This is a genomic window from Ravibacter arvi (genome assembly GCF_039540405.1).
Classification (GTDB): domain Bacteria; phylum Bacteroidota; class Bacteroidia; order Cytophagales; family Spirosomataceae; genus Ravibacter; species Ravibacter arvi.
Genome location: NZ_BAABEY010000001.1, coordinates 396,379 through 423,149, shown reverse-complemented (window position 1 = coordinate 423,149; position 26,771 = coordinate 396,379). Strand labels below are relative to the sequence as shown.

Annotated in this window: 23 protein-coding genes; 7 read left to right on the top strand and 16 right to left on the bottom strand. The window is 50.9% G+C overall.

Features of this window, described 5'->3' with window-relative positions; translation table 11 throughout:
- Positions 1 to 129 precede the first annotated feature (129 nt).
- Both ABD852_RS01650 and ABD852_RS01645 read left to right on the top strand, forming a co-directional pair.
- A complete protein-coding gene (locus ABD852_RS01650) occupies positions 130 to 276 on the top strand; it encodes a hypothetical protein (protein ID WP_345026248.1) in 147 nt (48 codons plus the stop codon).
- Positions 270 to 455: a hypothetical protein gene (locus ABD852_RS01645; protein WP_345026247.1), complete on the top strand. Its 186-nt coding sequence runs from the start codon at positions 270 to 272 to the stop codon at positions 453 to 455. Before ABD852_RS01650 ends, ABD852_RS01645 begins: the two co-directional genes overlap by 7 nt.
- Positions 456 to 482: 27 nt before the next feature.
- On the opposite strand, the gene ABD852_RS01640 is transcribed toward ABD852_RS01645, so the two are convergent.
- Positions 483 to 3,659: a PVC-type heme-binding CxxCH protein gene (locus ABD852_RS01640; RefSeq protein ID WP_345026246.1), complete on the bottom strand. Its 3,177-nt coding sequence runs from the start codon at positions 3,657 to 3,659 to the stop codon at positions 483 to 485.
- Positions 3,660 to 4,177: 518 nt separating this feature from the next.
- Between ABD852_RS01640 and ABD852_RS01635 the strand changes: the two genes are divergently transcribed.
- Positions 4,178 to 5,674, top strand: coding sequence for a capsule assembly Wzi family protein (locus tag ABD852_RS01635; RefSeq protein WP_345026245.1), 1,497 nt, complete (start codon positions 4,178 to 4,180; stop codon positions 5,672 to 5,674).
- A gap of 19 nt (positions 5,675 to 5,693) precedes the next feature.
- On the opposite strand, the gene ABD852_RS01630 is transcribed toward ABD852_RS01635, so the two are convergent.
- Positions 5,694 to 6,095, bottom strand: a complete 402-nt coding sequence (locus ABD852_RS01630) for an HIT family protein (protein WP_345026244.1) — start codon at positions 6,093 to 6,095, stop codon at positions 5,694 to 5,696.
- A 136-nt stretch (positions 6,096 to 6,231) separates the two neighbouring features.
- Here ABD852_RS01630 and ABD852_RS01625 point away from each other — a divergent pair, with 136 nt between their 5' ends.
- Both ABD852_RS01625 and ABD852_RS01620 read left to right on the top strand, forming a co-directional pair.
- Positions 6,232 to 6,915, top strand: a complete 684-nt coding sequence (locus tag ABD852_RS01625; RefSeq protein WP_345026257.1) for a 3-keto-disaccharide hydrolase — start codon at positions 6,232 to 6,234, stop codon at positions 6,913 to 6,915.
- Between the two features lie 6 nt (positions 6,916 to 6,921).
- Positions 6,922 to 7,785 carry a hydroxypyruvate isomerase family protein gene (locus ABD852_RS01620; protein ID WP_345026243.1) on the top strand — a complete coding sequence of 288 codons (864 nt, stop codon included), beginning with the start codon at positions 6,922 to 6,924 and terminating at the stop codon, positions 7,783 to 7,785.
- Positions 7,786 to 7,794: 9 nt separating this feature from the next.
- Here ABD852_RS01620 and ABD852_RS01615 read toward each other — a convergent pair whose 3' ends face one another.
- Both ABD852_RS01615 and pheS read right to left on the bottom strand, forming a co-directional pair.
- The gene (locus tag ABD852_RS01615) at positions 7,795 to 8,886 is read right to left on the bottom strand and encodes an endonuclease/exonuclease/phosphatase family protein (RefSeq protein WP_345026242.1); all 1,092 of its coding nucleotides are present in this window, start codon (positions 8,884 to 8,886) and stop codon (positions 7,795 to 7,797) included.
- 27 nt (positions 8,887 to 8,913) lie between these two features.
- Positions 8,914 to 9,945 (bottom strand): phenylalanine--tRNA ligase subunit alpha, encoded by a 1,032-nt coding sequence (pheS, locus tag ABD852_RS01610; RefSeq protein ID WP_345026241.1) that lies wholly within the window; start codon positions 9,943 to 9,945, stop codon positions 8,914 to 8,916.
- Between the two features lie 400 nt (positions 9,946 to 10,345).
- On the opposite strand from pheS, the gene ABD852_RS01605 reads away from it, so the two are divergent.
- Positions 10,346 to 10,714 carry a LytR/AlgR family response regulator transcription factor gene (locus ABD852_RS01605; RefSeq protein ID WP_345026240.1) on the top strand — a complete coding sequence of 123 codons (369 nt, stop codon included), beginning with the start codon at positions 10,346 to 10,348 and terminating at the stop codon, positions 10,712 to 10,714.
- Between the two features lie 131 nt (positions 10,715 to 10,845).
- Here ABD852_RS01605 and ABD852_RS01600 read toward each other — a convergent pair whose 3' ends face one another.
- From ABD852_RS01600 to ABD852_RS01570, 7 genes are all read right to left on the bottom strand, one after another.
- A complete protein-coding gene (locus tag ABD852_RS01600) occupies positions 10,846 to 11,763 on the bottom strand; it encodes an SDR family oxidoreductase (protein WP_345026239.1) in 918 nt (305 codons plus the stop codon).
- Positions 11,760 to 12,500, bottom strand: coding sequence for a peptidylprolyl isomerase (locus ABD852_RS01595; protein WP_345026238.1), 741 nt, complete (start codon positions 12,498 to 12,500; stop codon positions 11,760 to 11,762). The genes ABD852_RS01600 and ABD852_RS01595 overlap by 4 nt, the downstream gene beginning before the upstream one ends.
- Before the next feature lie 11 nt (positions 12,501 to 12,511).
- Positions 12,512 to 13,114 carry a hypothetical protein gene (locus ABD852_RS01590; protein ID WP_345026237.1) on the bottom strand — a complete coding sequence of 201 codons (603 nt, stop codon included), beginning with the start codon at positions 13,112 to 13,114 and terminating at the stop codon, positions 12,512 to 12,514.
- Between the two features lie 99 nt (positions 13,115 to 13,213).
- Positions 13,214 to 14,599: a BamA/TamA family outer membrane protein gene (locus ABD852_RS01585; protein ID WP_345026236.1), complete on the bottom strand. Its 1,386-nt coding sequence runs from the start codon at positions 14,597 to 14,599 to the stop codon at positions 13,214 to 13,216.
- Between the two features lie 115 nt (positions 14,600 to 14,714).
- Positions 14,715 to 15,716: a 3-oxoacyl-ACP synthase III family protein gene (locus ABD852_RS01580; RefSeq protein ID WP_345026235.1), complete on the bottom strand. Its 1,002-nt coding sequence runs from the start codon at positions 15,714 to 15,716 to the stop codon at positions 14,715 to 14,717.
- 126 nt (positions 15,717 to 15,842) lie between these two features.
- Positions 15,843 to 16,538 (bottom strand): CDP-diacylglycerol--serine O-phosphatidyltransferase, encoded by a 696-nt coding sequence (gene pssA / locus ABD852_RS01575; RefSeq protein WP_345026234.1) that lies wholly within the window; start codon positions 16,536 to 16,538, stop codon positions 15,843 to 15,845.
- A 62-nt stretch (positions 16,539 to 16,600) separates the two neighbouring features.
- The gene (locus tag ABD852_RS01570; RefSeq protein WP_345026233.1) at positions 16,601 to 17,254 is read right to left on the bottom strand and encodes an MBL fold metallo-hydrolase; all 654 of its coding nucleotides are present in this window, start codon (positions 17,252 to 17,254) and stop codon (positions 16,601 to 16,603) included.
- Positions 17,255 to 18,015: 761 nt separating this feature from the next.
- Between ABD852_RS01570 and katG the strand changes: the two genes are divergently transcribed.
- A complete protein-coding gene (gene katG / locus ABD852_RS01565; RefSeq protein ID WP_345026232.1) occupies positions 18,016 to 20,229 on the top strand; it encodes a catalase/peroxidase HPI in 2,214 nt (737 codons plus the stop codon).
- A gap of 397 nt (positions 20,230 to 20,626) precedes the next feature.
- Here the strand turns inward: katG and ABD852_RS01560 are convergent, their stop codons facing one another.
- The 5 genes from ABD852_RS01560 to ABD852_RS01540 all read right to left on the bottom strand — a co-directional run bounded on the left by ABD852_RS01560 (position 20,627) and on the right by ABD852_RS01540 (position 26,717).
- Positions 20,627 to 21,814, bottom strand: coding sequence for a glucuronyl esterase domain-containing protein (locus tag ABD852_RS01560; RefSeq protein WP_345026231.1), 1,188 nt, complete (start codon positions 21,812 to 21,814; stop codon positions 20,627 to 20,629).
- A 213-nt stretch (positions 21,815 to 22,027) separates the two neighbouring features.
- Positions 22,028 to 23,230, bottom strand: a complete 1,203-nt coding sequence (locus tag ABD852_RS01555) for an InlB B-repeat-containing protein (RefSeq protein WP_345026230.1) — start codon at positions 23,228 to 23,230, stop codon at positions 22,028 to 22,030.
- Positions 23,227 to 23,949, bottom strand: a complete 723-nt coding sequence (locus ABD852_RS01550) for an SGNH/GDSL hydrolase family protein (RefSeq protein ID WP_345026229.1) — start codon at positions 23,947 to 23,949, stop codon at positions 23,227 to 23,229. The genes ABD852_RS01555 and ABD852_RS01550 overlap by 4 nt, the downstream gene beginning before the upstream one ends.
- On the bottom strand, positions 23,946 to 25,064 hold the full coding sequence (locus ABD852_RS01545; RefSeq protein WP_345026228.1) for a glycoside hydrolase family 99-like domain-containing protein: 1,119 nt from the start codon (positions 25,062 to 25,064) through the stop codon (positions 23,946 to 23,948). Before ABD852_RS01545 ends, ABD852_RS01550 begins: the two co-directional genes overlap by 4 nt.
- A 27-nt stretch (positions 25,065 to 25,091) precedes the next feature.
- Positions 25,092 to 26,717 carry a RagB/SusD family nutrient uptake outer membrane protein gene (locus tag ABD852_RS01540; protein WP_345026227.1) on the bottom strand — a complete coding sequence of 542 codons (1,626 nt, stop codon included), beginning with the start codon at positions 26,715 to 26,717 and terminating at the stop codon, positions 25,092 to 25,094.
- Positions 26,718 to 26,771 lie beyond the last annotated feature (54 nt).

The window sequence follows — 26,771 nt, the reverse complement described above, 5'->3', positions numbered from 1 at the left end:
GGGTACATTCAGATGTCACCAGATCCAGGAGTAAGCGAAGCTTATGATACGTCGGGATGACCATCCGGTTGGTGCGGCTCCAAACCTGTTGTTGTCAATGGTAGCGCATCTGCCGGATGGTCATCCTGAATGGAACGCAGAGGAGTCGAAGGATCTCCTATTGCTAGCAAAAAAGCCTATCAAACGGATTGGGTACTGGGACCGGGAGATCCCTCCGCTGCGGTCGGGATGACCGTCCGGTTGGAGCGGCGCCATCCATCGTGTTGTCAATGGTAGCCGGAGGCTATCACCCGGACGGTCATCCTGAAGCGGAGCGCAGCGGAGTCGAAGGATCTCCTGTTGCAAGAAAAAAGTCCTGTAAAAGGGATTGGATACTGGGACCGGGAGATCCCTCCACTACGGTCGGGATGACCCTCCGGTTGGAGCGGCTCCAAACCTGTTGTTGTCAAAGGTAGCGCATCTGCCGGATGGTCATCCTGATCTCATTTGTCTTCGAGCGGATGCTCCTTCAATAACGCGTCAGGCGAATAAAAACCATCAAAGTTGCTGATTTCGGCGCGGACCTTTTTCACCTGTTCAGGTTTTACGGGCGATGCCACATTGTCAAATGAGTTCCGCACATACGTAAGCACCGCTGCGACTTCCCTGTCATTCAGCATTCCCTTAAAAGGTGTCATTGGCACCTGGCCGGGGTAGTCCTTGCCTGAAACCTGAATCGGCCCCAACAAACCATTCAAGACCAGTTTTATCAGCCGGGTTTCGCTTCCTGTCACCCAACTGGTACCCGAAAGCGGCGGAAACCCGGAAGCCGTCAACCCTTTACCATTCTCCTGGTGGCAGGTGGTGCAGAATCCCTCCCGGGCATAAATGGCTTTTCCTTCGGTGTACAACGCCAGTGCGTCGCCTTTCAGGTTGGTTTTAATATGTTCTTCCTGCTTTTTCTCTTTGACGGATTGTCCGTTCAGGTGGGCTACGGAAGTTTCATAGGCATTTACCATCCAATTGTCGAGAGGATGTTTTTTTGCTTCGTTCAGCACCGTCATACCTGCTGCTTTGGGTAGCCACGAGGCCGCCACGATGGCTTCCAACCTGACCCGCCCGTTCTCATCGGCCGCGGCTTTCTTCAGGAGGGCGGCGTAGTCGGCCACCTGGTGCGTGTTATACCGCACGGCGCGCACTGCTGCTGCACGTACTTTGTAGTCGCGGGCGTTCAGGAGCTCTCTCAAAAGCTTCTGATCGATTTTATTCAAACCCCAGCTTACCCAAAGGGCTTCAGTCTTGTGGTGCTCATAACGTGGGTCCGCCTTGTCCAAAGCGTTTACCCAGGCAGTAAGCCTGGGAAGTACTTCGCCGGCTGCTCTTCCCCGAAGCTCCCGTTTGGTCCGGTAACGCGTGCGGTACTCGGGCAGCTTGAGGTTTTCCAGCAGCTCGTCTATGCCGGCGCCGTCAATTTTAGCAGGTGTCACCAGGGGGCGCGACGGATATGTGATGCGGTAAACACGTCCGTGCATGTGGTCGCGCAGCGGATCCCGCGCATTGTGCTGCATATGCCCGATAAGGACGTTGTGCCAATCGACCACATAAAGAGAGCCGTCGGGAGCAAACTCCATGTCTACCGGGCGGAAATTCCGGTCCGTACTCACCAACAAATCCTGTCTGAAGCGGCTTTTGTAGCCGGTGCCGTCATCTTCAATGACATGCTGTTTGGTTCCGAGGAAACCAATGGTATTATTGATCAGCAAGTCGCCCTGTACGTTGTCAGGGAAGTGCCTGCTGGACACAAATTCCAGACCTGACGTAGGGCGTACGCGGTGAGCATCTTCGATGAGGTTAACCGATTTATGGGTCGCTTCACCATAGCGTGGCAGTACCGTTCCGGGCAACATCCATCTCACATCCGGACCTGAAGTTTCGGCAAAGAAGGGCTGTCCCCAGTCGTCAAAGGCAATCCCCCAGGGGTTGGGAATGGAAAGCTGTGCGGTGCGTTCCAGCTGGCGCCTTTTTGGGTTGTAGCGATAGAAGCCCCCGTTGGTGGCCCGAACGGTTCCGTAAGAGGTTTCAACATTCGTATGCAGGAACACGCCTTCTCCCATATAAATCGCTCCCGAAGGATCGGCGCAGAAAGCGTGGATGTTGTGATGGGTGTCATGGTCATCGAAACCACTCAACAAAATTTCCCGCTTATCGGCCTTGCTGTCGCCGTCAGTATCGGTAAGTTTCACAAAATTCGTTCCCTGCGAAACGTAAACACCGTCCGATTCGATTTCAAAACCTACAGGCAGGTGAAGGTGATCGGCGAAAATGGTTTGTTTGTCTGCCTTTCCGTCGTTATCGGTATCTTCAAAAATAAGAATCTTATCATTGGGTTTCGCATCTCCGGGACGGTAGTGCGGGTAAGTAGGCATCACCGCCACCCATAACCTGCCTTTGTTGTCAAAAGACAGCTGCATAGGGTTAGCCAGATCCGGGAATTCCTTCTCCGAGGCAAACAATTCTATCTTATAGCCTTCAGGGAGCTTCAGATGTGAAATGGCTTCTTCCCCGTACAAATACTTCAGGCTGCCATTTTTTTCCGGGTTGTAATTGGTTTTCACCTCCGGCAGGGACCTGGTTCCCTTGTCCAGTGCTGCTACGTCCAGGCTTTTCCCTTCAGCGGCCGCCCAGATCGCCCTATCGCGGATTTCCGTCAGCTGTCGCGTTTTTTCGATTTCGGCAGGATAATTATCCTGCCCGAACGGATTATAGCGTCGTCCATAAACATGCACACCATTCGGAATCTTGTAGTCATTCAGCCACATCCAGTTTTTTTCCATTACCGCATTATAAACAGCCTCCCGGTCACCGGGGCCGCTCGCCTGCGCCTTGCCAAAAAGCTCATCGTTGAGCAGTTGGGACAACTTCCGGTACCCCTCATCGTTGAGCTGGGAACCATCAATTGTCAGGTCATTCTTCGACGCCGCATACCATTTTAAAGAAGGGTGATAGGCGTCCACGAACAATACCTTGTTTTTTGCCGCCACCTCTTTCATAGCCGCTACGTAGAGGGCTATATTGACATTTTCCTTTTTCCCGTCGGGGACATCCATTTTCGCAGACAGATTCTCAAATGCGACCGGGGAAACAAGCGCCAGTTGCGGGGCAGCCTGGCCATTGTACTTCTGAGCAAGCGTGTGCTTTACGAAAGCATCGAGCTCCGCCTTGAAATTTGCGACCCCGGCAGGCCCCGCAAACGATTCGCTAAAACCGAAAAAACCAATTACGATGTCGGTTTTCAGGCGTGTAAGCCACTCATCCTGGGACTCCATGTGCCCTTCGCTGTGCGAATTGTTGGCAAATTCAGTTTGAAATTTCTCGGCCCCCGGGAATGCCCACGGGTCATTGCGGTTCGGATTGGGCCTGAAACCCGCTGTATTCCCGCCATCACAAAGATTCCGGACGGTTAGATTACTCGATGGGAACCGAAGTTGAAGGTCGGTCTCAAAATGATCATAATTGGTCATCCTGGAACCCAGGTTGCCCCCAATCAGCGAGATGTGCCCGTTATTCGTCACTTTTAATTTTGCCGTCGGCATAAAATGCATGAACCCGAACAGAACAGCAATTCCCAATGGAATCAGCAACCCCCAATACCTGCGTGTTTGTTTTTTTAGTGTATCCATTTATTGTAAAAAAAGGAGTGCTGAATGAGTTAAAGCACATTTATGCCCATAACCTGCCCTTTGCCCGACCGGTGAAGGCATTTCTATCGCACTTGGCAATAACCAATAATACATCCGAATATTCACAAATATACAAGACGAAACTATCCTGCCCTATCACGAAAAAAATTCGGACCTGCATTCCCTGCCTGGAACGGCGTGGATTTCTTCCGCCCGGTTTCAAATAATCTTTTCCAAAAACCGTTCGTTTTAATGTATTGGCCCGGTTTTTGTGTGTCTGTCAACCACAGGGCAGCCGGTAATTTCAAACCAACTTAATGACCTCTAGTACTTCTATTTCAGCACACAATCTTCGCAATTTATTTGAGAAAAGCGAAAGAAACCCTAGTATTGCAGGTCTAACTGAGACGGATCTGTTAACACAGCGTATCCATCGCCACCAACCAAGCAGTCATACTTTATCTTCAATGGCCCCGACCGGAAGAAAATCGGTACCTTTATTAACTATAGCATTCTAAATGAGCAGAATTTTTTGCGCCCTTATTTTTGCAGGATTATTTCTCCCCAACAGTATCAACGCCCAGGGTAACACCTCAGCTCCCGCAAAAAATGATTCGGCTTTTATAGAAATCGCAGCTTTTGGTGCAACTGACAATACCCATTTGCCTTTTTGGCTCCACACCAATCAGTGGGGCACCGTACCGAAATCCGGAAACGGCGGAGCGGTGCGGGCAGGCTGGGCCGGCACCTATAAGCTTAGCGACAAAAAGAACGGTCTCCGGTTCATAGGCGGCATTGAAGCGGTAGAGAACTTTACCAAAGACGCAAAATTCCTGCTTCCCGAAGCATATGCCGGTCTCCGGCTCGGTAACTTCGAGCTTTTTGCAGGGAGAAGAAAGCAGCAGCTCGGATTAGCCGACAGCACCATAGGTACAGGATCGTATACCGTTTCGGGAAATGCCATGCCCCACTTCAGGGTGCAAATCGGCTTTTTCAAATATACCGATGTTCCGTTCACCAACGGATGGCTGCAGTTCCTTGCCTCATACTCCGATGGCGTCATGGACCGCAACCGGCCGGTCGTCACCGACCTGCGGCTGCACCAGAAGCAGCTTTACCTGAGGCTCGGCAACCCTAACGGATTGTTACGGCTTTATGGCGGGTTCAACCATATTGCACAATGGGGAGGCAAAAGCCCCTACTTCTTCGATCCGAAGAACCCCACTTCAAAACAAATGCCGAGGGGCTTCAAGACTTACTGGGAAATGATAACCGGTACCCGTGCACCGCTTTCCAGTGCTGACATGCACGACGCGACGAACCGCATCGGCAACCACCTGGGGACCATTGACGTCGGCCTTGAATTGAGAACTTACGGCGCCGATATCCTTATGTACCGCCAGAATATATATGAAGACGGTTCGCTGATCAGCCTGATCAACATTGCTGACGGATTGAACGGGATCAGAATCAGGAAGAACAACCTTTATGGCTCAGCAATAGAAATTCATGAAGCAGTTATTGAATTTCTCTACACGAAAAGCCAGGGGGGAGCAGAATTTGTTATTGATGACCCCCAAAGGCGCGGTCGCGACAATTACTTCAACAATTACCAGGTGCGGGATGGCTGGTCCTACCAGATGCGGACTATCGGCACTCCTTTTATCACACCGGGAGAAGACACCAAGCATCTCGGCTCCGATTATATATACGGAGATGCCTTTAGCAATAACAACCGGGTTTGGGCCACCCATCTGGGTCTGAAGGGCGCGATCGCCAACAAAATCAAGTGGACCACAAAACTCTCGTACTCCCGCAATTTCGGCGCTTACCAGATTGAGGAGTACTGGCCGGAGAAAGGCCTTGGCCAGTTTTCCGGGCTGATCGGCCTGAGTCAATATACCAACTGGATCGGCGGTATGACAGTTGGCCTTAACCTGGCGGCAGACTATGGCGATCTCTACCCCGCAAGTTACGGCGCGATGTTCAGTCTCCGTAAACACCTCAATTTCTGAGACAGTCTCTAAAGAAACCCTAGTTCAGCTCGTCAAAATCAGCCTTGATGCGCGCGGCTATCGCTGCGAGTTCGTCACCTGAAATCTTCAGTTTATTGCTGAAGTTCATATCGGCCATTTGATTCAGCGGAATCAGGTGGACGTGCACATGCGGTACCTCCAGGCCCACCACAGCCATGCCGACCCGCTTGCAGGGGATGGCTTTCTCTACGGCAAAGGCAACCTTCCTGGCAAAATTCATCAAGGCGGTATAGGTATCTTCCTCCAGGTCAAACAAATAATCAATTTCCTGCTTGAGAATCACGAGGGTATGTCCCTTGGCAGTTGGAAATGCATCCAGGAAAGCCAGGAAAAGTTCGGTTTCAGCCACTATATGGGCCGGAATCTCACGCGCAACAATCCTGGAAAAGATAGAAGCCATAACACTGTATTTTTATGTTTTTAAAGTCACAAACCAAAATTCGCATGCATTTAGCGTGTCAAAATTAAAGAAAGCACTAATATTACACAGACAATTATTGATCAAAGACTAAATCAGTTCCAAGCAAATGAAAAAAATGGCCATGTTGACAGTTGCCGGCGCCCTTTTGTTCGGTCTCACTTCAGTTCAGGCGCAAAAACCCGGGAAATGGGTATCGCTCTTCAACGGTAAAAACTTTGACGGCTGGCGTACCTACAACGGCAAAGGAGTATCCGATATCTGGAAAGTTGAGGACGGTGCAATGGTAATGACCCAGAAAGGCGGAGGAAACCTTGTAACCGAAGGAGAATTTGGCGATTTTGAGTTAGAGTTCGATTGGAAAATAAGCGAGGCCGGAAACAGCGGCGTGATGTTCCATGTTCATGAAGATCCTAAATTCGGCCAACCCTACCAGACAGGGCCGGAAATCCAGGTGCTCGATGACGCCAAGCACCCGGACTCATTCAAGGGCGCTGCCGGCAATCACAAAGCCGGATCGCTTTATGACCTGCTGCCGCCGACCGACCTGAAGGCTGTAAAACCTGCCGGACAATGGAACAAGGCCAAGATCGTGATCAAAAACGGTCGCGGGGAAAGCTGGCTGAATGGCATCAAAGTGGTAGATTTCCCTACAAAAGGGGCGGAATGGGATAAAATGGTTGAAAACAGCAAGTTTAAAGGATGGGAAGGTTTCGGCCGCTATGACAGGGGCCGTATCGCGCTGCAGGATCACGGCGACAAAGTCTGGTACCGCAATATCCGAATCCGGGAAATCAAATAAGAAACTATGTCGAACCGACGTAAAGCCATCGCCAAAATCGTTGGCGCATCTATCGGGACTGTCCTTTCTGGCAGTCCCGGTTTTGCAACCGGGTCATCCCCCACCGGGTTCCGTAGCGGGATCAGGCATTCCGTTTGCAAATGGTGTTATGGGAAAGTTCCGCTGGAGGATTTCTGCAAAACCGTTAAATCAATCGGGATCGAATCCGTCGAGCTGTTGGGACCGGCAGAATGGCCGGTGCTGAAAGCGAACGGGCTGGATTGTGCGCTCCCGCACGGTGCGGGGCTGGGTATTGAAAAGGGATTTAATGAACCTGATTACCACAATGAACTTGTGCGCTCTTACGAGGAAGTTATTCCGCTGGTTGCCCGTGCCGGTTACAGAACGCTCATTTGCTTTTCCGGAAACCGAAAAGGGAAAACCGATGAAGAAGGGCTTGTCAACTGCGAGAAAGGCTTGAAACGGTTACTTGCTACCGCTGAAAAGCACAAGGTAACCCTGATTATGGAACTCCTGAACAGCAAAGTTGATCACAAGGACTACCAGTGCGATCATACAGCCTGGGGAGTCGAGCTTTGCAAAAGACTGGGTTCCGATCGCTTCAAATTACTTTACGACATTTACCACATGCAGATCATGGAGGGCGATGTAATCAGGAACATCCGTGAAAACATTGCCTATATCGGTCATTTTCATACAGGCGGGGTACCCGGCCGGAATGAGATCGATGCTACCCAGGAGCTCTATTATCCGGCTATTATGCGGGCAATTGCCGAAACCGGGTATACCGGGTATGTAGGGCAGGAATTTATCCCCAAAAGAGATTGGCTGGAATCGCTGAAGGAAAGCATTAAAATATGCAGCATCTGAACCGGGCGCTTACTCGGTCCCACTGAGCAGCGTATAGCTTCCGAGCAACGGGCGATGGTCGGAAAAAACGACAGACCTGATCGTCTCAAAATGAACTAGTTCTATTTTATCCGGATCGTAAAACTGGTTGTCGATCCGGATAAAATAAGGCAGGTTCCGAAAAGTAAAGCCAAACCCCTTCCCCCCTTTCTCGAAACTGTTGGCCAATATTTTGGACAGTCGGCCGTAGGCGTAATGATAGGGTATTTCATTAAAGTCGCCGCAAACAATGACAGGGTTTTCTGATTCGCTGATCCAGTTCTCAAGGGCGGCCACCTGCTGGTTTCGCTTCTGAAACCCGTTTTTCATCCTTGAAAGTGTCTTTTTTGATTCGTTCTTCAGTCCATCGACTTCGCGCTGCTCCACCAGATCGCGAAGGCTCAGGGTCATGGAATGCAAATGGACGTCGATGAGCGTAATCTTGTTTTTCCCGATCCGGACATCCACCTTCATTACGCCGTTTTGCCCGGCAAAGACCTCATGCCGGAGATTTTCCAGCTTATACTTTGAGAAAACAGCGAGTCCTCCCTGCCTGGCCTTCTTTTCGTTAATATCACTGCCCATAAAGGCAAAATGGGTGTAGCCAAGCCGCTTCAGCGATTTTACGAGATCTGCCTTGCCGCCGCTTTCCTGAAATGCCTCCTGGAGACACAGTAAGTCCGGATTGACCTCTTTCAGAAAAGCGAGTCCCTCCGTAGAAATCAGTGATTTTTCATTCCGGTCAACATTTACCCCGACACCGAGCTGGTGAACGTTGTAGCTTAAAATGCTGAATTCACCTTCGCCGCTCTTTTCTCCGCTTCCCAGCCTGAAGGTACGGCTCCAGAGCGGAAACGCCAGCAACAGCATCAGCAGGCTGACAAAAGCAGTCTTCCGGCTCCCGGACAGTAGCCCCAATATGACAATAGCAAGGTGTATGACCCACAGCAGTGGGATTGAAAGCGTAATAAACCCAACGCTCCAGTGAAAGCCTACCGCCCAGTAAGAGAGCGCATAGGCCAACGCCGTATACAAACAAAGCAGCAGGTGTATTTGCCCTGTAATCTTACCTATCAAACGCATGGGCGAAAAACAGTGAAACGCCGGTTATCAGGCGCCGGAGAACTGCCTCAGGAAACGGACATCATTTTCTGTAAAGAGCCGCAGATCCTTGATATCGTACCGTAGCATGGTAATCCGCTCAATTCCCATCCCGAACGCAAAACCGGTATACACCTCCGGGTCTATTCCGCAATTCTGCAGAACGTTCGGATCAACCATACCCGAGCCGGCAATTTCAACCCAACCGGAATGCTTGCAGATGTTGCACCCCTTACCTTTGCAGATGAAACAGGTCACGTCTATTTCAGCGCTGGGCTCTGTGAAGGGGAAGAAAGAGGGCCTCAGCCTGATCTTAGAGTCTTTCCCGAACATTTCCTTGGCGAAGTAATAAAGTGTATCCTTCAGGTCTTTAAAACTCACATTGCGGTCTACATAAAGGCCTTCCACCTGATGAAAGATGCAGTGAGCCCGCGCAGAAATGGCCTCATTCCTGAAAACACGACCCGGCATGATACTGCGGATCGGCGGTTTTGTCCGGTTCATCAACCGGATCTGGACGTTTGAGGTATGCGTCCGCAACAGGACATCGTCTTTACCGGCTCCCTTTTCTATGAAAAAAGTATCCTGCATTTCCCGGGCGGGGTGGTTCTCAGCGAAGTTAAGCGCGCCGAAATTGTACCAGTCGGTTTCGATTTCGGGGCCGTCCGAAACATCAAAGCCCATTCTCGAGAAAATCTCGGTAATGCGCTTGCGGGTTAACGTAAGCGGGTGAAGACTACCGTAGCTATGAGGCGGCACCGGCAATGTAAGGTCCGGTAAATCTTCTACAGTTTTATTCTCACCTGACCCAATCGAAGCGCTCCATTCTTCAAAGCGGGCCTGTGCCAGGTTTTTCAGGTTATTCAACGCACCGCCAATGGCTTTACGATCTTCCTTGGGTACATTTTTAAGTTCATCAAAAAGCGCGGTCACCTTCCCCTTTTTACTCAGATAAGCTAATCTGAATGCTTCCAACTCTTCTTTTGTACTGACAACCGTACTATTTATTTGCTGCAACAATTCTTCTACTCCGCTACTCATAAATAAAATGGCTACCCCGACTTACCGGGTGATCTGCTGAATTACTCCGTTTTCATTTTTTTGGTACGCAAATATATTCAATGTTTTTCGAACGTGCCGGGTTCATTGCCAGGCGTTTTATCCGCGCCCCGGACTTTTTTGATTCCCGGAGCGGCTTTACCGGACCCTTTCAAACAATGAAACATTTTTTTGCACCGGACGATGTACGTAAAAACACGCAAAAACATACGTATAAATACGTATTCTCGTCTAAGACAAATACATCAACTAACTCAAAAACAAACACTTAACACACTACTCGCAATTCCCTGTCGTCGGTTTTGTTTCCCTCAGGTGTTATCTTTGCGACTATCAACTCAACTACAATTTAACCAACACTCAGCTAAACCGTACTTCAAATATGAAAATCACAAACAACGACCCGGAAGAAAGCAGCCTCTGCCGATCGATATCTGTGCATTGCGTCAATAGCACTATATCCCTGTCGCCACCGGACATAACCTGCATGGAGGGCGAAGGCAATTATACCTACATATATACCTATTCGGGAAAGAAATACCTCGTTCCGAAAACGATAAAAAATCTACATACACATCTTAATAACGATGATGATTTTATTCGGGTACACAAATCATACCTGATCAATACCAATCATATCGTCGATTACACGGATGTCGATAGGACGATCAAAATGGCTGGTGGAAAGGAAGTTTATATTTCAAGAAGAAAGTCGAAGGAAATCAACCGCAAGCTTTCGAATGTATTGTAAACTCTACGACCGGTGTATTCCGGCTATAGCATTTCTATACTTTTAGTGGGTTAAGTAAATCAGACAGCAGTTGCCGCGAGATCGGCAACTGACTGTTTACCCATGACCGGAACGGCAGAAGTCGTTTTTTTTTAACCCATCTGTCCCGCAAGAATTTCGATGCCTTCTTTAAATGAGCGGGGCGCATATCCCAATACCGAGGTCGCTTTATCCAGGATAAAACCGGTTTTCGGAGGTCTCCGGGCAGGCTGGGTAAAGGTACTGGAATCGGCACGCCGGATAAGGCCTTTGTCCAGCCCGAAGTAATCAGCCGTTTGCAGGGCCATTTCATAAGGCGTGAGCAGGTCTTTTCCCGAGATATTGAAAACCCCTTCCGCCTGCCGGTCAGCGATCAGGAAACACCCCTGCGCCAGATCCTCGGCCAACGTTGGCGTTCGCCATTGGTCATCCACGACATTGATCGTCTTCCCGTCTTCCAACGATTTTTTAACCCAAAGTACGATATTGCTCCTGCTCATGTCATGGGCAATCCCATAGACCAGTACGGTCCGGGCTATTGCCCAGCGGATGGTAGAACCCGAAACCGCTTTCTCGGCAGCCAGTTTACTCCAGCCGTAAAAACTAATGGGGTTAGCCTCCGCCTCTTCCGTATAAGGCCCCGCTTTTCCATCAAAAATAAAGTCGGTAGAAAGATGCAGCAGGAAAGTATTACTACGCCGGCAAGCGGCAACCAATAGCTCCACAGCCTCCACATTCTGCTTCCAGCAGGCTTCTTTTTCGGCTTCGCACTGATCTACATTGGTCATAGCAGCAGTGTGAATCACCACATCGGGCATCACCTGTCCAAACACTTCCTGTATAGCCGCCTCGCTGGTGATGTCCATAGGCAGGTAAACATAACCTTCCTGAAATGGCAACCTGTTCTCGCCGCGTGCGGTGGCGTAAGTCGATACGGCTTCATTGGCACGAAGCAGATCGATCAACTTCTGGCCGAGCAATCCATTCGCACCGGTCACAAGTATTTTCTTCTTTTTTTGTTCCGTAGTCAATACTGATAGTTAAACTTTTTAGTAATTTTTTTCTTCTTCCACACCTCCACTTTTACCGTCATCCTGATATCTTCCAGCGGTCGGTCGCGGCTGTCGGTTTCAACGGCGGCAAGCTTATCCAACACTTCAAGCCCCTTTACTACTTCGCCAAAAACGGTGTAATTCCCGTCGAGGTGTGGCACGCCTCCTACTTCCAGGTATGTTTTCTGCTGTTCAACGGTAGGCTTGCGTACCGCCCGTTCCAGCTGTGCGGACAGTTCTTTTTCATTCCATTTCTTGCCCTGAACAATATAAAACTGGCAGTCGCTGGACGCTTTTTCCGGGTTGTTGTCGCGAGCGGCCGCAATTACGCCCTTTTTATGAAAGAGCTCCGGCACAAACTCGGCCGGGATCCGCTTCCCGCTACCACCGCTGCCCAACGCCGTACCTTTTTTTGCATTTTTTGAATTCGGATCCCCTCCCTGTATCATGAAACCTTCGATAACACGGTGGAACAACAAGCCATTATAAAATCCTTCCCGGGCCAGTTTCACAAAATTAGCGCGGTGTAACGGCGTTTTGTCAGACAAAATAATCTGCATGTCCCCCATTTCCGTTGAAAGGGTAATCAAATAATCTTTCTTGCGCGACAGTTTCTTTCCATCTGAAGCTGCTGAAGCGTTGGCCCCGGCCAGGCAGCAGAAAGCAAACCCGACCAACCAGGTACGTACGATCTTTTGCTTAAAAATCGACCACATAATATATGAATCTATTGTGCACGATGAATCGCCAGAGCCTCGGCTTTAGCCGGCGTTAGTGTGATTTTCAAACCGTTGTCAATCCCGCTGGAAACATTTTCCACCACCAGCCTGACCTCATCCGAAACCCAGGTTTTACTGGACTCCGTTGTTTCAGAAGGCGCTCCGAAACGGTTGCTGAAGTACCAGTCCGAAATCTGCCACAACTGGTCAACCGACGACTTGCCGTTGAGAAAAATATCTACCACCATCCGGTCCGTCATTTGCTGCTCCGAAAAATGGTAATAGACGTCTATGGTCTCCAGGTCCCTGGTGTCATGCGTATAGCCGATTTGCTCCGGCAGCTCCTCGAATATTTCGAATGTTTCGGTGATTTTCACTTTATCGCGCGAGTCGCCAAAAGATACACCTCTGAATATGCCGGTGTTATAGTCACCGATAATCAACTCCCAGAGCGGGTATGCGTTGCTTTTTCTCAGTTCTTCCGACAGTGGTTTTTCGCTTGCTTCTTCCGCCTGTCCGGAATCCGTCTGGCGCGAGCAACCGGCTACAAGCAAAGCAGCTACGAACAGGAAATAAAACAGAGTGTGATGTTTTACGCTACGGGATATCATTTTTTAAAGTAGTTGACGGCCGGCAATTCCGGTCAGTTTTCCGAAAGCCTATTTCCGAACAAATTTCCTAAACAAAATGCGCAGTTACAACCTGAAAACTCAGAATTCGCGGGCCACTGAGAAAAAAAGACGCCTTTCTCCCTCTGCGGAGAAGGAATAATTCAGGCGATACACCAGGTTATAAAAAGTGACAAGGTCAAGGCCGAGCCCTGTCCCGGCCAATAGTCGATTTGAAAGCCGGCTGTTGCTCCATTCCGGCACTTTATTACTGATATAACCGGCGTCGGCAAAGGCATTCAGGTACAGGGCTACCGGCACGGTCCCAAATTGCCGGGGCAGCCATTTTATAGTCTTTACCACGTCAAATAAACGGAACTTCAGCTCATTCTGAAGCACTCCGTAATGTTGGCCGTCAATCACATAGAGCTCATACCCGCGAACCAGGTCAAGTCTGTAGCCCAGCCCTACCATATTGAGGTAAGGCACACGCGCCGGGAACGAAGCCCTTAGCCTCACCCCGCTATTGAAAAAGAAGCGACCGCCCAGGGGCAGGAAATGCCGGTAAACGCCATACAGGTACCCCTGGTTGACGTCATCGCCAGGGAGAACACCTCGTTTGCTTGCCTGGAACACAACATTATAGCCGCGGAGCGGATACTGACCTATGTCCCGCTTGTTGTAACTGTAGGTATATGTAAATTGGAAAAAGCGCTGGCGCGTGTCGTCGCCGAACAGGTAGTGCGGGTTTCTGATCAATACAGTGTCAGAGACAGTCGCATTCACCCAACGGACATCAAGCATGTGATAGCCGTAAAACTTGCTTCGGTACGACGGGGAGATAAAAAAATAAAACCGCCTGCGGTTAACGGATTCTCCGGGCAGGAAATCGAGCTTGTCATTCCAGGTACGCACTGCAAGCGATTTATTGGTACTGTACGAAGCACCTGCCGTAAGCCCTAATTTCATACCCCGGTCCAGGTACGGAAAGGAATAGGATATTTCGTATTTCGGTACAAACCCAAGCTCCACCAGCACTTTCAGTTTGTCGTTGCGCCCACTGACGTTGTTATGGCTTCCATAAAGCCCGTAGGTAATGCGGCTGAAATCCCGGTTGCGGTCATACCACCACTCATTGAAGTTCCGGTCCGCCAATTGAAAAACAGGAAGCCCGAATATATACCAGCGTTCTCTCAATTTCAGGCGCAGGTCCACCTGAGATGAATCGCCGGTAAATTCCGGGTCAAACTGCACCGTTACGAACAAATTGGTATTGACCACCTTTCTCCGGTCGACTTCCAAAATATCAGCCAGCTCATGCACCCGCACCGTGTCACCTGATTTCACGGCAAGTTCCCGCATGATAATGCCGGCCCGGGTCTTATGATTCCCCTCCAGGAAGATATGACGGATCACCGCGGTTTTTGTTGAATCGGGTAGCGCAACACCGCTCCGGCTCATCAGCAAAAAACCAAGAACTATCCACAACTGGTATCTCACGGTTAGATTTCCTTACTTTATTGGGGTGTGAGGTTTGAGGTTTTAGGTTTGAGGGGTGAGGTTTGAGCGGCTCACACCCCACACCTCACCCCTCACTCCTACCTCACCATTTCACCAGGCAAGAGGCCCACGTAAAACCACTTCCGAAGGCTGCAAAACAAAGCAGATCTCCTTCTTTCACCTTTCCCTGTTCCCATGCTTCAGAAAGGGCAATCGGGATCGATGCGGCGGTTGTATTGCCGTATTTTTGAATATTGTTCATCACACGATCCTCAGGAAGCCCCATTTTCTGACGGATGTACTCGCTTATCCTGATATTCGCCTGGTGCGGTATCAACAACGAAAGATCGTGCTCTGAAAAGCCATTGGCGTCGAGCGCCTCGCGGATCACCTCTTCGAACCGAACGACAGCGTGCTTGAAAACCGTATTACCATTCATTACTACATTAAATCCCCCCTCATCGATCATTTCCTTGGTAGCCGCCCGGACCGGCCGGCTGGAACCGGGATCCTTCACATAAAGATCTTCGGCGAAACGGCCGTCGGCATGCAAGTGAGTCGACAGAATCCGGTGCCCGGGATCGTCGGTCGCTTCCACTACGACGGCGCCCGCCCCATCACCGAATATTACGGCAACATTCCTGCCGGCGGTACTTTTGTCGATCCAGGTCGATTGGATTTCCGAACCTACTACCAGCGCTCTGCGGTACATACCGGTCTTGATAAACTGGTCGGCAATCGAAAGGGCATACACAAACCCCGAGCATTGCTGCCGGATGTCAATCACCGGCTTGGTTTCCATTTCCAGTTCACGCTGCATCAGGAATGCGCTTCCGGGGAAAAAATAATCAGGTGTAATCGTTGCAAAAACGATTACATCAATATCATCGGTGGTAACTCCGGCCCTTTCCATTGCCATTCTGGAAGCCCTGGTTGCGAGACCGGCATTCGTATCTTTGCCGAATTCAAAGAACCTCCGCTCCCTGATACCCGTTCTTTCTGTAATCCACTCGTCGGACGTATCCATCCACCGGGTCAGATCTTTATTGGTTACTATATTTTCCGGCACGTAGTGCCCTACCCCTGTGATCCTGGTATGTGGCATATGGTTTTTTTGTAATTGTAGATGTGAGGTATGAGGTGTGAGGTGTGGGGTATGAGGTGTGGGGTGTGGGGTGATTGAATGGACGGTTGGAGTTCACCACCCAGGTTAAGCCGCCTCGCTACCACCTCATGGCTCACCGCTCACGCCTGTTTTCAAATTTGCAAAAAAAGAAAGCGCCAGGTAGAGAATTGCAATAAGCGGGACTGCCGACCATTTCAGCACGGGTAACAACACCAGTGAGCTGGCAATCAGGGCGTACCGGTATTGGTTGCCTCTCCACTGAAACCCCTTGAATTTCAAAGCCAGAAGCGGTAACTCGGCCACCAGCAAGGCAGCCGAAACAACGGCAGCTGCCAGTATAAACCATTGGGTGCCGATCCAGTCGCTCAGAGGGCCGGAACCCGCCGCTATAAACGGGAAAGAGGCGATCAACAACCCGTTTGCGGGGGTCGGCAACCCGATAAAACGATCCGACTGCCGCGGATCATTGTTAAATTTCGCCAGGCGCAAAGCCGAAAAGGCAGCAACTATCAAAACGCCGTAATTCCATACGGAAGGCCCGGATTGCTCAGCCAGGTGAAGCAAAATAAAAGAGGGCAGCACGCCGAAGGTAACCACATCGGCAAGCGAATCCAGATCGCGGCCTATCGGCGACGTTACTTTTAACAAACGCGCCACAAATCCGTCAAAAAAATCGAAAACTGCCGCAAGAAGCATCCAATAAGAAGCTTCCCGGGGCTCTCCGTCGAATATCTGAATAATTCCGACGCAGCCGCACAGCAGATTGGCCAGTGTCAGGCTATTCGGGATATGCTTTTTCATAGGCTTGAGGTGTGAGGCGCGAGATATGAGCTGTAAGTTATGAGGCGGCTGCGGTTAACCGCTCATAGAGGGCCGCTGTTTCTGAAAAACGGATTATACTTTTTCTCATGGCCGATTGTCGTCGACGGCCCATGGCCCGGGAAGACTTTCACATCATCCGGCAGGGCAAATAATTTTTCCCGGATACTCCGAAGCAGCGTGGCATGGTTGCCTCCGGGCAGGTCGGTACGGCCTATACTCTCGCGGAAAAGGACATCCCCGGCAATCAGTTGTTTGCTCTCCGCTTCATAAAAAGCAACATGGCCGGGCGCATGACCGGGGACAAAGATAACTTCCAGACTCGAAGTCCCGAATTTCAGAGGTTGGCCGGGTACCAGCCATTGGTTTATTTCCGGCTCATCGTATGCCGCAAAGCCATAGTTTGGGGCGTATGCCCGGACAGACTTTAAAACCACTGCGTCCTGCTCATGCAGCGCGAAAGGGATTCCCCATTTTCTTTTTGCAAAGGCAACTCCCAGAACGTGATCTACGTGAGCGTGGGTATTGGCCACCAAAACAGGCTTCAAGCCATTTTCTTCGATAAAACCGGTCAATTCGGCACTTTCATCCGCATCGTAATTCCCGGGATCGATGAGAATCGCCTCCCCGGATTCGTCGTAAATCACATAACTATTTTCTCCAAATGCATTAAAGACAAACGCCGCTACTTTAATCATACTGTCCTGGGTATCAACTCTCGGTTTCCGGTGCAATTTAGGAAGAAATACGGTTTGAGCTATCAGCAGTGGGGTATTAGCGGTGAGGTATGGGCACCGCTTACCTGCACCCGGCGTTCCGGGCCGGATCGCTGATACTAAAAACGGCGGCTGTTCTCCCTTCAATCCTCCAAAATAAAATTAGTATTGAACTGGCAAAAATTAGTCTTTTATTCATAAGTTTGAAAGTAACACAAGTATCCGGCAACTCTCCTGCCCGAGAAGAAAAACACTTCAACTAACAACACTCACCTTGACACATTGTATTGACAACATCAACAACTTTCTCCAACGCATCACAGGACTTCCTGCCGGTTGGGTTGCTGATCTGCAACCTTTTCGGATTCCCGGTTTTTTCCCTGGAGGCTTATCCTGATCGTTGAATATTTCCTTTAGCGCCTGGATCTCACTGTGGATTCGGCAAACAGTGTTTTACTGCAAACCGTCTGCCGTGGAATCCTGCCGGACACGCACGCCCGCATAGCGGTTGGAGGTGGGGCTGAGGTGGATCGGGGTCCACGGGAATGGCAAATTTATAATCAAAATCTATATCATTATAAATCTTATCATTTTGCTTTATACAAAAAGGAGCGATAGTTTTGTATGGATCGCGGTGGACATACCGGCAAACATTCACGCCAGGCCTTTTTAAGGAGACGGTCGCCTATCACGGGAAGGAGATTTTAAACAGCCATTAACAAGATTCAATCAAAAGGTAATCAATGGAAAACAATTCGAATGACCTCAGCAAATGCCCTTTTCACAACGGTACGCTAAAGAAAGCAAGTGTTTCGGATAACGGAACCCAAAATAACAGCTGGTGGCCCAATCGCCTGAAGCTGGACATCCTCCGACAAAATTCTTCACTGTCAGACCCGATGGGCGAAGACTTTGACTATGCGCGTGAATTCAATAGCCTCGACCTGCAGGCAGTTAAAAACGATCTGCGCGCGGTAATGACCGACTCGCAGGATTGGTGGCCGGCCGATTTCGGGCACTACGGACCATTTTTTATACGAATGGCATGGCATGCCGCGGGCACTTACCGCATTGCGGACGGTCGCGGCGGTGCAGGAACCGGACAGCAACGCTTCGCTCCTCTAAACAGCTGGCCCGACAACGTGAGCCTCGACAAAGCCCGCCGCCTCATTTGGCCGGTCAAACAAAAATACGGGCGCAAGATTTCATGGGCTGACCTTATTGTACTGACCGGGAACGTAGCACTGGAGTCAATGGGCTTTAAAACGTTCGGGTTTGCCGGGGGCCGTGCCGACGTCTGGGAACCTGAAACCGATGTATACTGGGGTTCGGAAACTACCTGGCTGGGTGACGAGCGCTACACCGGTGACCGCGACCTTGAAAACCCGCTGGCCGCAGTGCAGATGGGGCTCATTTATGTGAACCCGGAGGGGCCGAACGGGAATCCTGACCCCCTGGCCTCCGCGCGTGATATCCGCGAGACCTTTAAGCGGATGGCGATGGACGATGAGGAAACGGTAGCATTGATCGCTGGCGGGCATACCTTTGGCAAAACCCATGGTGCAGCGCCGGCGTCGCACGTTGGTCCTGACCCGGAAGCTGCGGGCATCGAAGAACAGGGGCTCGGGTGGCGCAACAGCTACGGAACCGGAAATGCGGGCGATACCATTACAAGCGGCCTGGAAGTGACCTGGACCAGCACACCGACCCGTTGGAGCAATAACTTCTTCTGGAACCTGTTTGGCTACGACTGGGAACTCACCAAAAGTCCGGCAGGGGCACATCAGTGGATTCCTACCAACGGCGCCGGCGCCAATTCTGTGCCTGATGCCCACGACAAATCCAAGCGCCATGCGCCCACCATGCTCACATCGGATATCGCGCTGAAAACGGACCCGGAATACGAAAAAATTGCACGACGGTTCTACGAAAACCCCGATTTGTTCGAGGAAGCCTTTGCCAGGGCGTGGTTCAAACTTACGCACCGTGATATGGGTCCCCGTTCCCGCTATCTGGGTCCGGAAGTTCCCGCCGAGGAACTGATCTGGCAAGATCCGGTACCCGCTGTTAACCATCCGCTGGTCGATGACCATGATGTTGCCGGTCTGAAGGCTGCCATACTTGCTTCAGGGCTGACGGTGTCCGAACTTGTTTCCACCGCCTGGGCTTCCGCATCTACTTTCCGGGGGTCTGACAAAAGAGGCGGAGCCAACGGCGCCCGCATCCGTTTTGAACCGCAAAGGAGCTGGGCGGTCAACCAGCCGGCACAGCTCGAGAAAGTTCTTGACAGGCTTGAGGGGATTCGCGAGACTTTCAACGCTTCGCAGTCGGGCGGCAAAAAAATATCACTTGCCGACTTCATTGTCCTGGCCGGATCTGCAGCCGTAGAAAAAGCAGTCAAAGACGCGGGCCAGGAAGTGACTGTGCCCTTCACCCCAGGTCGTACCGATGCCTCAATGGAGCAAACTGATATTGAATCCTTCCAAGTGCTCGAACCAATCGCCGACGGGTTCAGGAACTATCTGAAAACCAAATACACCGTTGCCACGGAAGCGCTTTTGATCGACAAAGCCCAGCTGCTTACCCTCACGGTCCCCGAAATGACCGTACTGGTAGGTGGCATGCGCGCTTTGAATACCAATTTTGACGGCACTTCGCACGGCGTATTCACGCAGCGCCCCGGCGTGCTTACCAACGATTTCTTCACCAACCTGTTGGATATGAGAACTGTTTGGAAAGCAATTGACGACACCCAGGAGTTATTCCAGGGAACAGACCGCACCACCGGTGAAAACAAGTGGACAGCAACCCGGGTTGATCTGATCTTCGGCTCTAACTCGGAGCTCCGCGCACTTGCCGAGGTTTACGGAAGCGCCGATGCCAAACAGAAGTTCGCGGCTGACTTTGCAAAAGCCTGGACAAAAGTGATGAACCTCGACAGGTTCGACCTGGCATAGCTAAGAAAGTATCCCGGAGGTTTCGCCTGCGAAAGAAGGCGGGCCTCCCTTCATCAAAGTCAACTGAAAACCAAGCTATGGTGCCTGAACGTCTGTGATTTTCAGGCATCGTTGTTTTTGGGTTATGCGACGCTAATGTGCCCTTTGGAATGAGAGCCGCTATACGACAGTTATACTGGCCGGCAGGCGTCCTGTAGTCTTGCAAACATAGTCAACTCACTTAAACATGTACAAAACCAATAGGATAATCGGAAAATTTCCGATTATCCTATTGGTTTTGTACTAAATCAACCCAACTCATACGCAGGAAAAAAATAACACGCCGGCGGGGTGTACCATTTCACACGAATGCCTCGCTGAAAAATTAAAAACCGGCTCACACCGGTAATTCGCTTTCCTATTTGAAGTACAAATCCGCGAAGCGGACAAACTGCTCCCAGTCATAGTAAGTCATATCATGCTTTCCTGTGCGGTTGTGATACCCAAGGGGCTTCGCGATATAGGGCTGGTCAGGTTCGGGTTGCCTGGCAGGTAGCCTCGATTGCTCCGGATAGAGGTTGAACACCGGCTGCGCCAGTTGAAGCGCGAGATAGGTACCCTTGGGGTCAGCCCACAGGTCCTTGGTTGCATTGGTGACATACAGCGGGCGCGGGGCAATGGCAGCCAGCAACAGGTGCTGGTCAACCGGCAAATCGCTTTCCCGACCGTTATAAGCCTGATAATTGTCGGCAAACCAATGCGGAAAACTTGTATTGATGCGCTGCACGGTTTCTCCGAAATTACGTCGCGACAGCTTCGCACCGGTATTGCCGGAATTGTTGCTGATACACATCGCGAACCGGGGGTCAAGTGCCGCAGCCCACAATGAAGTTTTTCCGCCACGGGAATGCCCGACTACAATTACCTGCTTCCCATTCACTTCGTTGTCTTTTTCGAGGTAGTCCAGCACCCTGCCGGCCGTCCAGGCCCATGCCCCGATGGCTTTCATGCCGTCGGGGGCGGAAGCTGTTTCCGGGAAAAGCCTCAGCACCCCTTCACGGTAGTGCTCCTTGTTATCCGGCGCCGCATCAGCCACCTGGAATGCCGCTATTCCGTAACCGGCCGCCAAGACCTGTTCAGCCGGCCAGAAACCGCTCAGCGTATCCCGTTCCGGCGCAGTATTCCGTGCAGAACGATTGTTAATGAGTAAAAACAGGGGTACCTTTTTCTTTGCAAAAGCCGGTGTAAACATCACTACGTTGATTTTCGCCTCTTCAACCCCGTTCCCTACCGAAATTTCCACTTCTTTCAAGTGGGCCTTTCCCGCCATCGCCTGTTTGTCTTCCCGCAGCAAACGAAAAGCAAAATGAGTCGGAGGACCCGGCATCCGGCCATAAACGTGCTTTTCAAAAAGTGCTACTACTTCCGGGCGTCGTTTCGCTTCCCAGTCTTTTGCTCCTTTTACTTTTTTGCCGTTTTCAAGAACAAGCGCCTCGGGTACAGTGTATACGCCTGCCTTTGATTCGTCGTAATTCTGGGCGTTTAAAAAAAGGCTTATCGCCAAAAGAAAGCAGGTAGAAATAATCCTTATGGGAATGCGCTTCATTTGTTTTTTGTTTCAGGGCTTTGGCTTTCGGATAAAGTCACCGGAAATGAAAAGCCCGTTTAGTCGGGCGCATACTCTTTCTTCTGGTTTAGTATTATTCTTATCCTCGTTCCCTGCCCAAAGAAACTATCAACCTATGTAAAACGGCCCCGGTCAAGGCACGACCGGGGCCGCAGTAAAAAAAGTGTATACCAGGCCGATTACCTTCGCCGCCTAAATCCCTTCGGTAATGGCGCTCATTTTCTCGTATTCATAGTCGCCTGTTACCTTTCTCAGCTCGGTCAGAAAAGCACTTTTAACAGCCGAAGGCATCAGGATTTTATTCGGGAAGTAGCCGCCAAACAACCAGACACCACCACCGGGCAAAAAGGTATCAAATATCACCGCCGATTCCTTCCTCAAAAATGTGACCGTTTTGAGCGATTTTGCACCGGCCATCGTGTACTTCCCGACATAGCGCAACGAAGGCGGGAAAGTAATCGTTTCAAGTGCCGGGGTAACAAAAACAGCTTCGTTGCTGTCATTTCCGGCGAGCCTTTCCAGTTGGCTGTCCTTGGCGAAGTAAACCTGTTGCAGGCGATCACAACCTTCAAAAGTAACCGGTACAAGCTGTCTTACTTTCGCGGGAATAACGATACGCGTAATAGCTGAATACTTAAATGAGCCGTATCCCAGTTTCTCCAGCGATCCGGGCAATATAAATTCCCGGATATCGGCCCCTCCGGGGAATCCCGGTTTCCCGGGTTCATTCAGCCCGTTGGCCAGCACAAACCAATCCGGGATTTCCCTGATGCCCTCCGGCAAAACCACCACCGAAGTCCCGGCGGCGGGTGTACACTTTTCAAGCACGCCACTGGCATTTACGGAGAACCAGGATGCCGGGGAATATTTCTCAAAACGCCCATACAGGGTCAGATCACTGCTAACTGCATCAGCTTCAGTAAACATGCTCCTGAAATCCTTGTCCTTGTACCAACCGGCGAAAGCATGTCCCTCCAATAGCGGTTCCGGCAACAGCGGCTCCTTCCCGACTCTTACCTCCAGGTCCGGTAAGGCGGGACCAGCGTTCATTTCAAAGGTGATTTTGAAACTTTCATAGTGCCATTTGGCATAAAGAACCAGGTCTGCATTGACGGGACCGGCAAAATCAAATTCCTGCGTCAGGCTTTCGTCTGTAAACCAGCCGAGGAAATCTCCCCCGTCACTTACGATCGGGTCCGGGTATATTTTCCTGGTATCCAGCGTTTCTCCATGCTTTACCCTTACCGGCGCCAGGTTCGTCCCGCCATTGGAAACGAAGCTGACCTCATGTGTTTCGGTCACCCGGTCTTCCGTACATGCGCCTACCGCCAGCAAGAGGCAAAAAGCCATCGCCAGCTGTTTCAATTGTTGAATTTTTGGTATGAAAATGATCATCTTCTGCGTCTTTTAAGGCTGTTCTCATTTTGCCGGTTTCTGCCGGTATAATAGACTTCAATTTTTTCCCAAATCCGATCGGCTATAGCCGCCATCCCCTTATCGGACGGGTGGTTGGCCACGCCGGTATGCTTGAAGAGTCCCTTGGCAGTCATAAGTGAATCCCGGCTCAGATCGTGCAATTGTACAAACGGGAATTTGCGCTCGTCGGCAATTGCCCTGACTACGTCATTAACAGGCGATGCCCAGAAGCCGTCCGCCAGCACAATTTTCCGGGGCTTCCCGGCTGTCAGATTATCCAATATCCGCAGATAGTGCTTTTTAAAGTCCTGCTTTTCAATAAGCCCGGCATCTACATTCTCCGAAAATTTGAGAATCAGTAAGTCCGCATCGCGAAACGGATCAAGCTCTGCCGTATTAAAATTCACGTAGTCGCGCTCGAACGTATAGAGGTTTCCCCCAATCACTTTCGAATGGGGTTTCGCGCTCCGTATCTTTCTTTCGAGAACATGAACAAAATCCAGCGATTCGGCGGATGCCGCCATTCCCCAGTCTCCATACCAACCCAGGGCCTCGCTCGGGCCGTGACGTACAATGCTGTTCCCCAGAATAACAACCGTTTCGGGCGCCTTGACTTTTGCTGCCCGGTGCATGCTGCACCCATCGAGCAGGAGCATTATCACTACTCCCGCCACAATTTTTACCAGATCCTGCATCATTTTTCTGCGTTTTCTTCCTTGATCACCTTTTTTATCGCCTTCAGGCGCGCATCTCCCGTCTCACTGTCCGGGGTCAGCCACGCTCCTTCCCCATTTTCGTTCCAGGCATAGAGAATTACGCTTCTGCCCAGCGCTTTTCCCGGGTTCGACTTTACCCATTGCATGCCCGCGCGAAGATGGCGCCCTATTTCAAGTGCAGAAGGGTTGGCATACCAGTAATCCGAAGCAGGGAGCGTTGGGTGATCTTTCGCCCAGGGGCGCATGTCATACCCCGCACCTACCACCGGGAGAAACGGTACATCGGAATGGGCACTGATTTCATTCCACGATTTCCTGTCGCCTTCCTGAAGGAAACCAAATGCGTTTTCGCCGGCTTTAACACGACCGTCGTCCGCATTGTTGTAAGTGGTTAAGAAATCAAATCCGCAAGCCAGGTACTTCTGTTGAAAGCCGGGATCATTGGCCCTGGGAAAAGTCCGGGCTCCGATCAGCACTTCTCCGAACCCCTTGCTTTTGGCGGTTTCCCTGTACCGGCTCAGCGCCTCCTTTACCCCGGCTTCACCTCCCAGCCCCCGGAGCATTTCGTCTGCATTGAAAAAGGCAATTACGGGTTTATTATCAACGCGATAATAATTTGGCTCTTTAAAATAGCGTATCGTCTCATCGCAGACTTTTTGCCAGTTTGCCGGGGAAACAGGGAAACAGGACAGCAGGAAAAAGTCAAGCCGGGTCCTGTTTTCCGCCTTCAGAAATAAATCCAGTGCAATGTTGAGCTGGTCCATCGTTTCCTTGCTGTCCGGGTTGAGCGAGTTTTCATACCAGCAAAATCCCCAGAAAGACAAGCCATTATCTGCAGCAGCATCTATTTGTCGCTCCATTACGCCGGGAGCGTCTTCCCGCCAGCCCCAGACCGGACGCCGGAAATCATAGTCTTTCACGAGCGTAGGGCTGATGTGAAAAGTATGTCCCTCCGGGTCGGGCTTGAAACTCCAGCCCCCAAAATACCAGGCTCCCACTTTAACCGGATTTTTGCTCACAGCTACCGGCTTTTCCTGGCTCATGGCACATCCGCCCGCGCCTAAAACGGCGAGCAGCAACATCAGGTAAGTTTTCATTCTCAGAACAATTTTAGCGCCGGTTTTTCAGTACCCGGGATTGTTGGGTAGTAGATTTGCGTTGATGATCTCATCCTCTTCCGGTATGGGCATCCAGATCTGGTGGGGCGTCAGGTTGTTTTTAAGCTGCCCTGCGGCCAGTCCGTTCCAAACGCCAACTGTTGTGGAAAGCGATTTGATCGTCGACAGGTACCGGTTAAAGCGTACCAGGTCGAATTTGCGTTGCTGCTCGTACCCCAGCTCCCTCGAACGCTCGTCCAGCAACTCTTCTATAAAATCCGTTTTCCGGTACCGGGCCTGAATTTTCGCCAGGTTCTCTGCGCTCCCGGTACGCAGCGCCCTGCTGCGAACGGTTTTCAGGATTTCGCGGCCGGCTTCGGCTCCCTGCGAGTTCGCTCTGGCTTCGGCCCATAACAGGTATATGTCAGCAAGCCTCAACAACGGATAATACCCCAGGTAGACATCCGTGCTGCGTACAGCCGACGAAATCATTCTGAATTTGGTGATGTTGTAGTCCCCGTCATAGGGAACGCCGTTAGCGAGTTTCAATTCCGTCGGACGGGTATAGTTCTTCCCCTCGATCGTTAATACGGTGGCTTCAGTACCCATTCCGCCGAGCACCCATTTTGCCCTGGCATCGAGTAAAGTGTCGTACCGGGCAAAAGCTTCATACGTAGGCCGGCATGTGCCCCAGCCATTCCCGTAATACCCTACCGGAAGCAGGTAATAATTCAATCCGAAACCGACGCGCATCTGATCCGACGGCAAAAAAGTAAAGAGCAACTCTTCTCTTTGCTGCTCTCTGGCTCCCTCCAGAAAAAGCGTCCGGTAATCCCTGGTCAATTTGAGCCCGCTTTTCGTCACGATTTCTTCGAGGAGGATCTCCGCCTTTTGGTAGAACTCCTGCTCCGGCACCCACTCATAGGAATTCAGTTCAAATTGCAGATCCCGGCCCGTTCCGGAAATTTTTGAGCTGGCCAGGTAGCAGTAAAGTTTGGCCAGATACCCGGCGGCCGCCCACTTGGTCGCCATACCGGGCGTAGATACCGTCTCATCGGGAAGCCGGTCATAGGCAAGCCGGAGATCGGCAATCGCCTGGTTCATGACCTCTTCCAGGGAACTCCGTGCCTGCTCCGGGTGATGAGGAACAGCGGTATAGAGCGGCACTCCGCCAAACATCATACCCATATAGAAGTAATGCCATCCGCGCAGGAACGACGCTTCGGCTTCAATACGTTTTCGCTGGCCTTCTTCCATGGTTATACCCGGTAGCTGGCCCAGAAGATTATTGATGGCGTAAATTGAATTATACATAGCCGACCAGGTATCGCGCATGTTGATATTACTCTTTACCACGCGGCCAAAAATAAACTGATCCATATTGCTGCCCGCGTCCGGGGTGGAATACGGGTTCCCGATCAGTTCGTCGGTACCGATGTCGGCAACATAAAAAATCCCACCGCGACCGCCTACTGAATAACTGTTCAGCACCCGGCTGTAGCAGCCACGGAGCGCGGTTTCTGCGTCGGATGCGCTTTTGTAAAAATTATCGACCGCAGTAAAAGAAAGCGGTTCCGTCTCCAGAAAACCCTGGCATGACATAGTAAGGCCGCAGGATACTGCCCAAAAGAATATTCGTATGAACCTGTTCATTTGCTTGAAAGTTAGGAGATTTGAGTGGCTGCAGACCCTGATTCAGCAATCAAG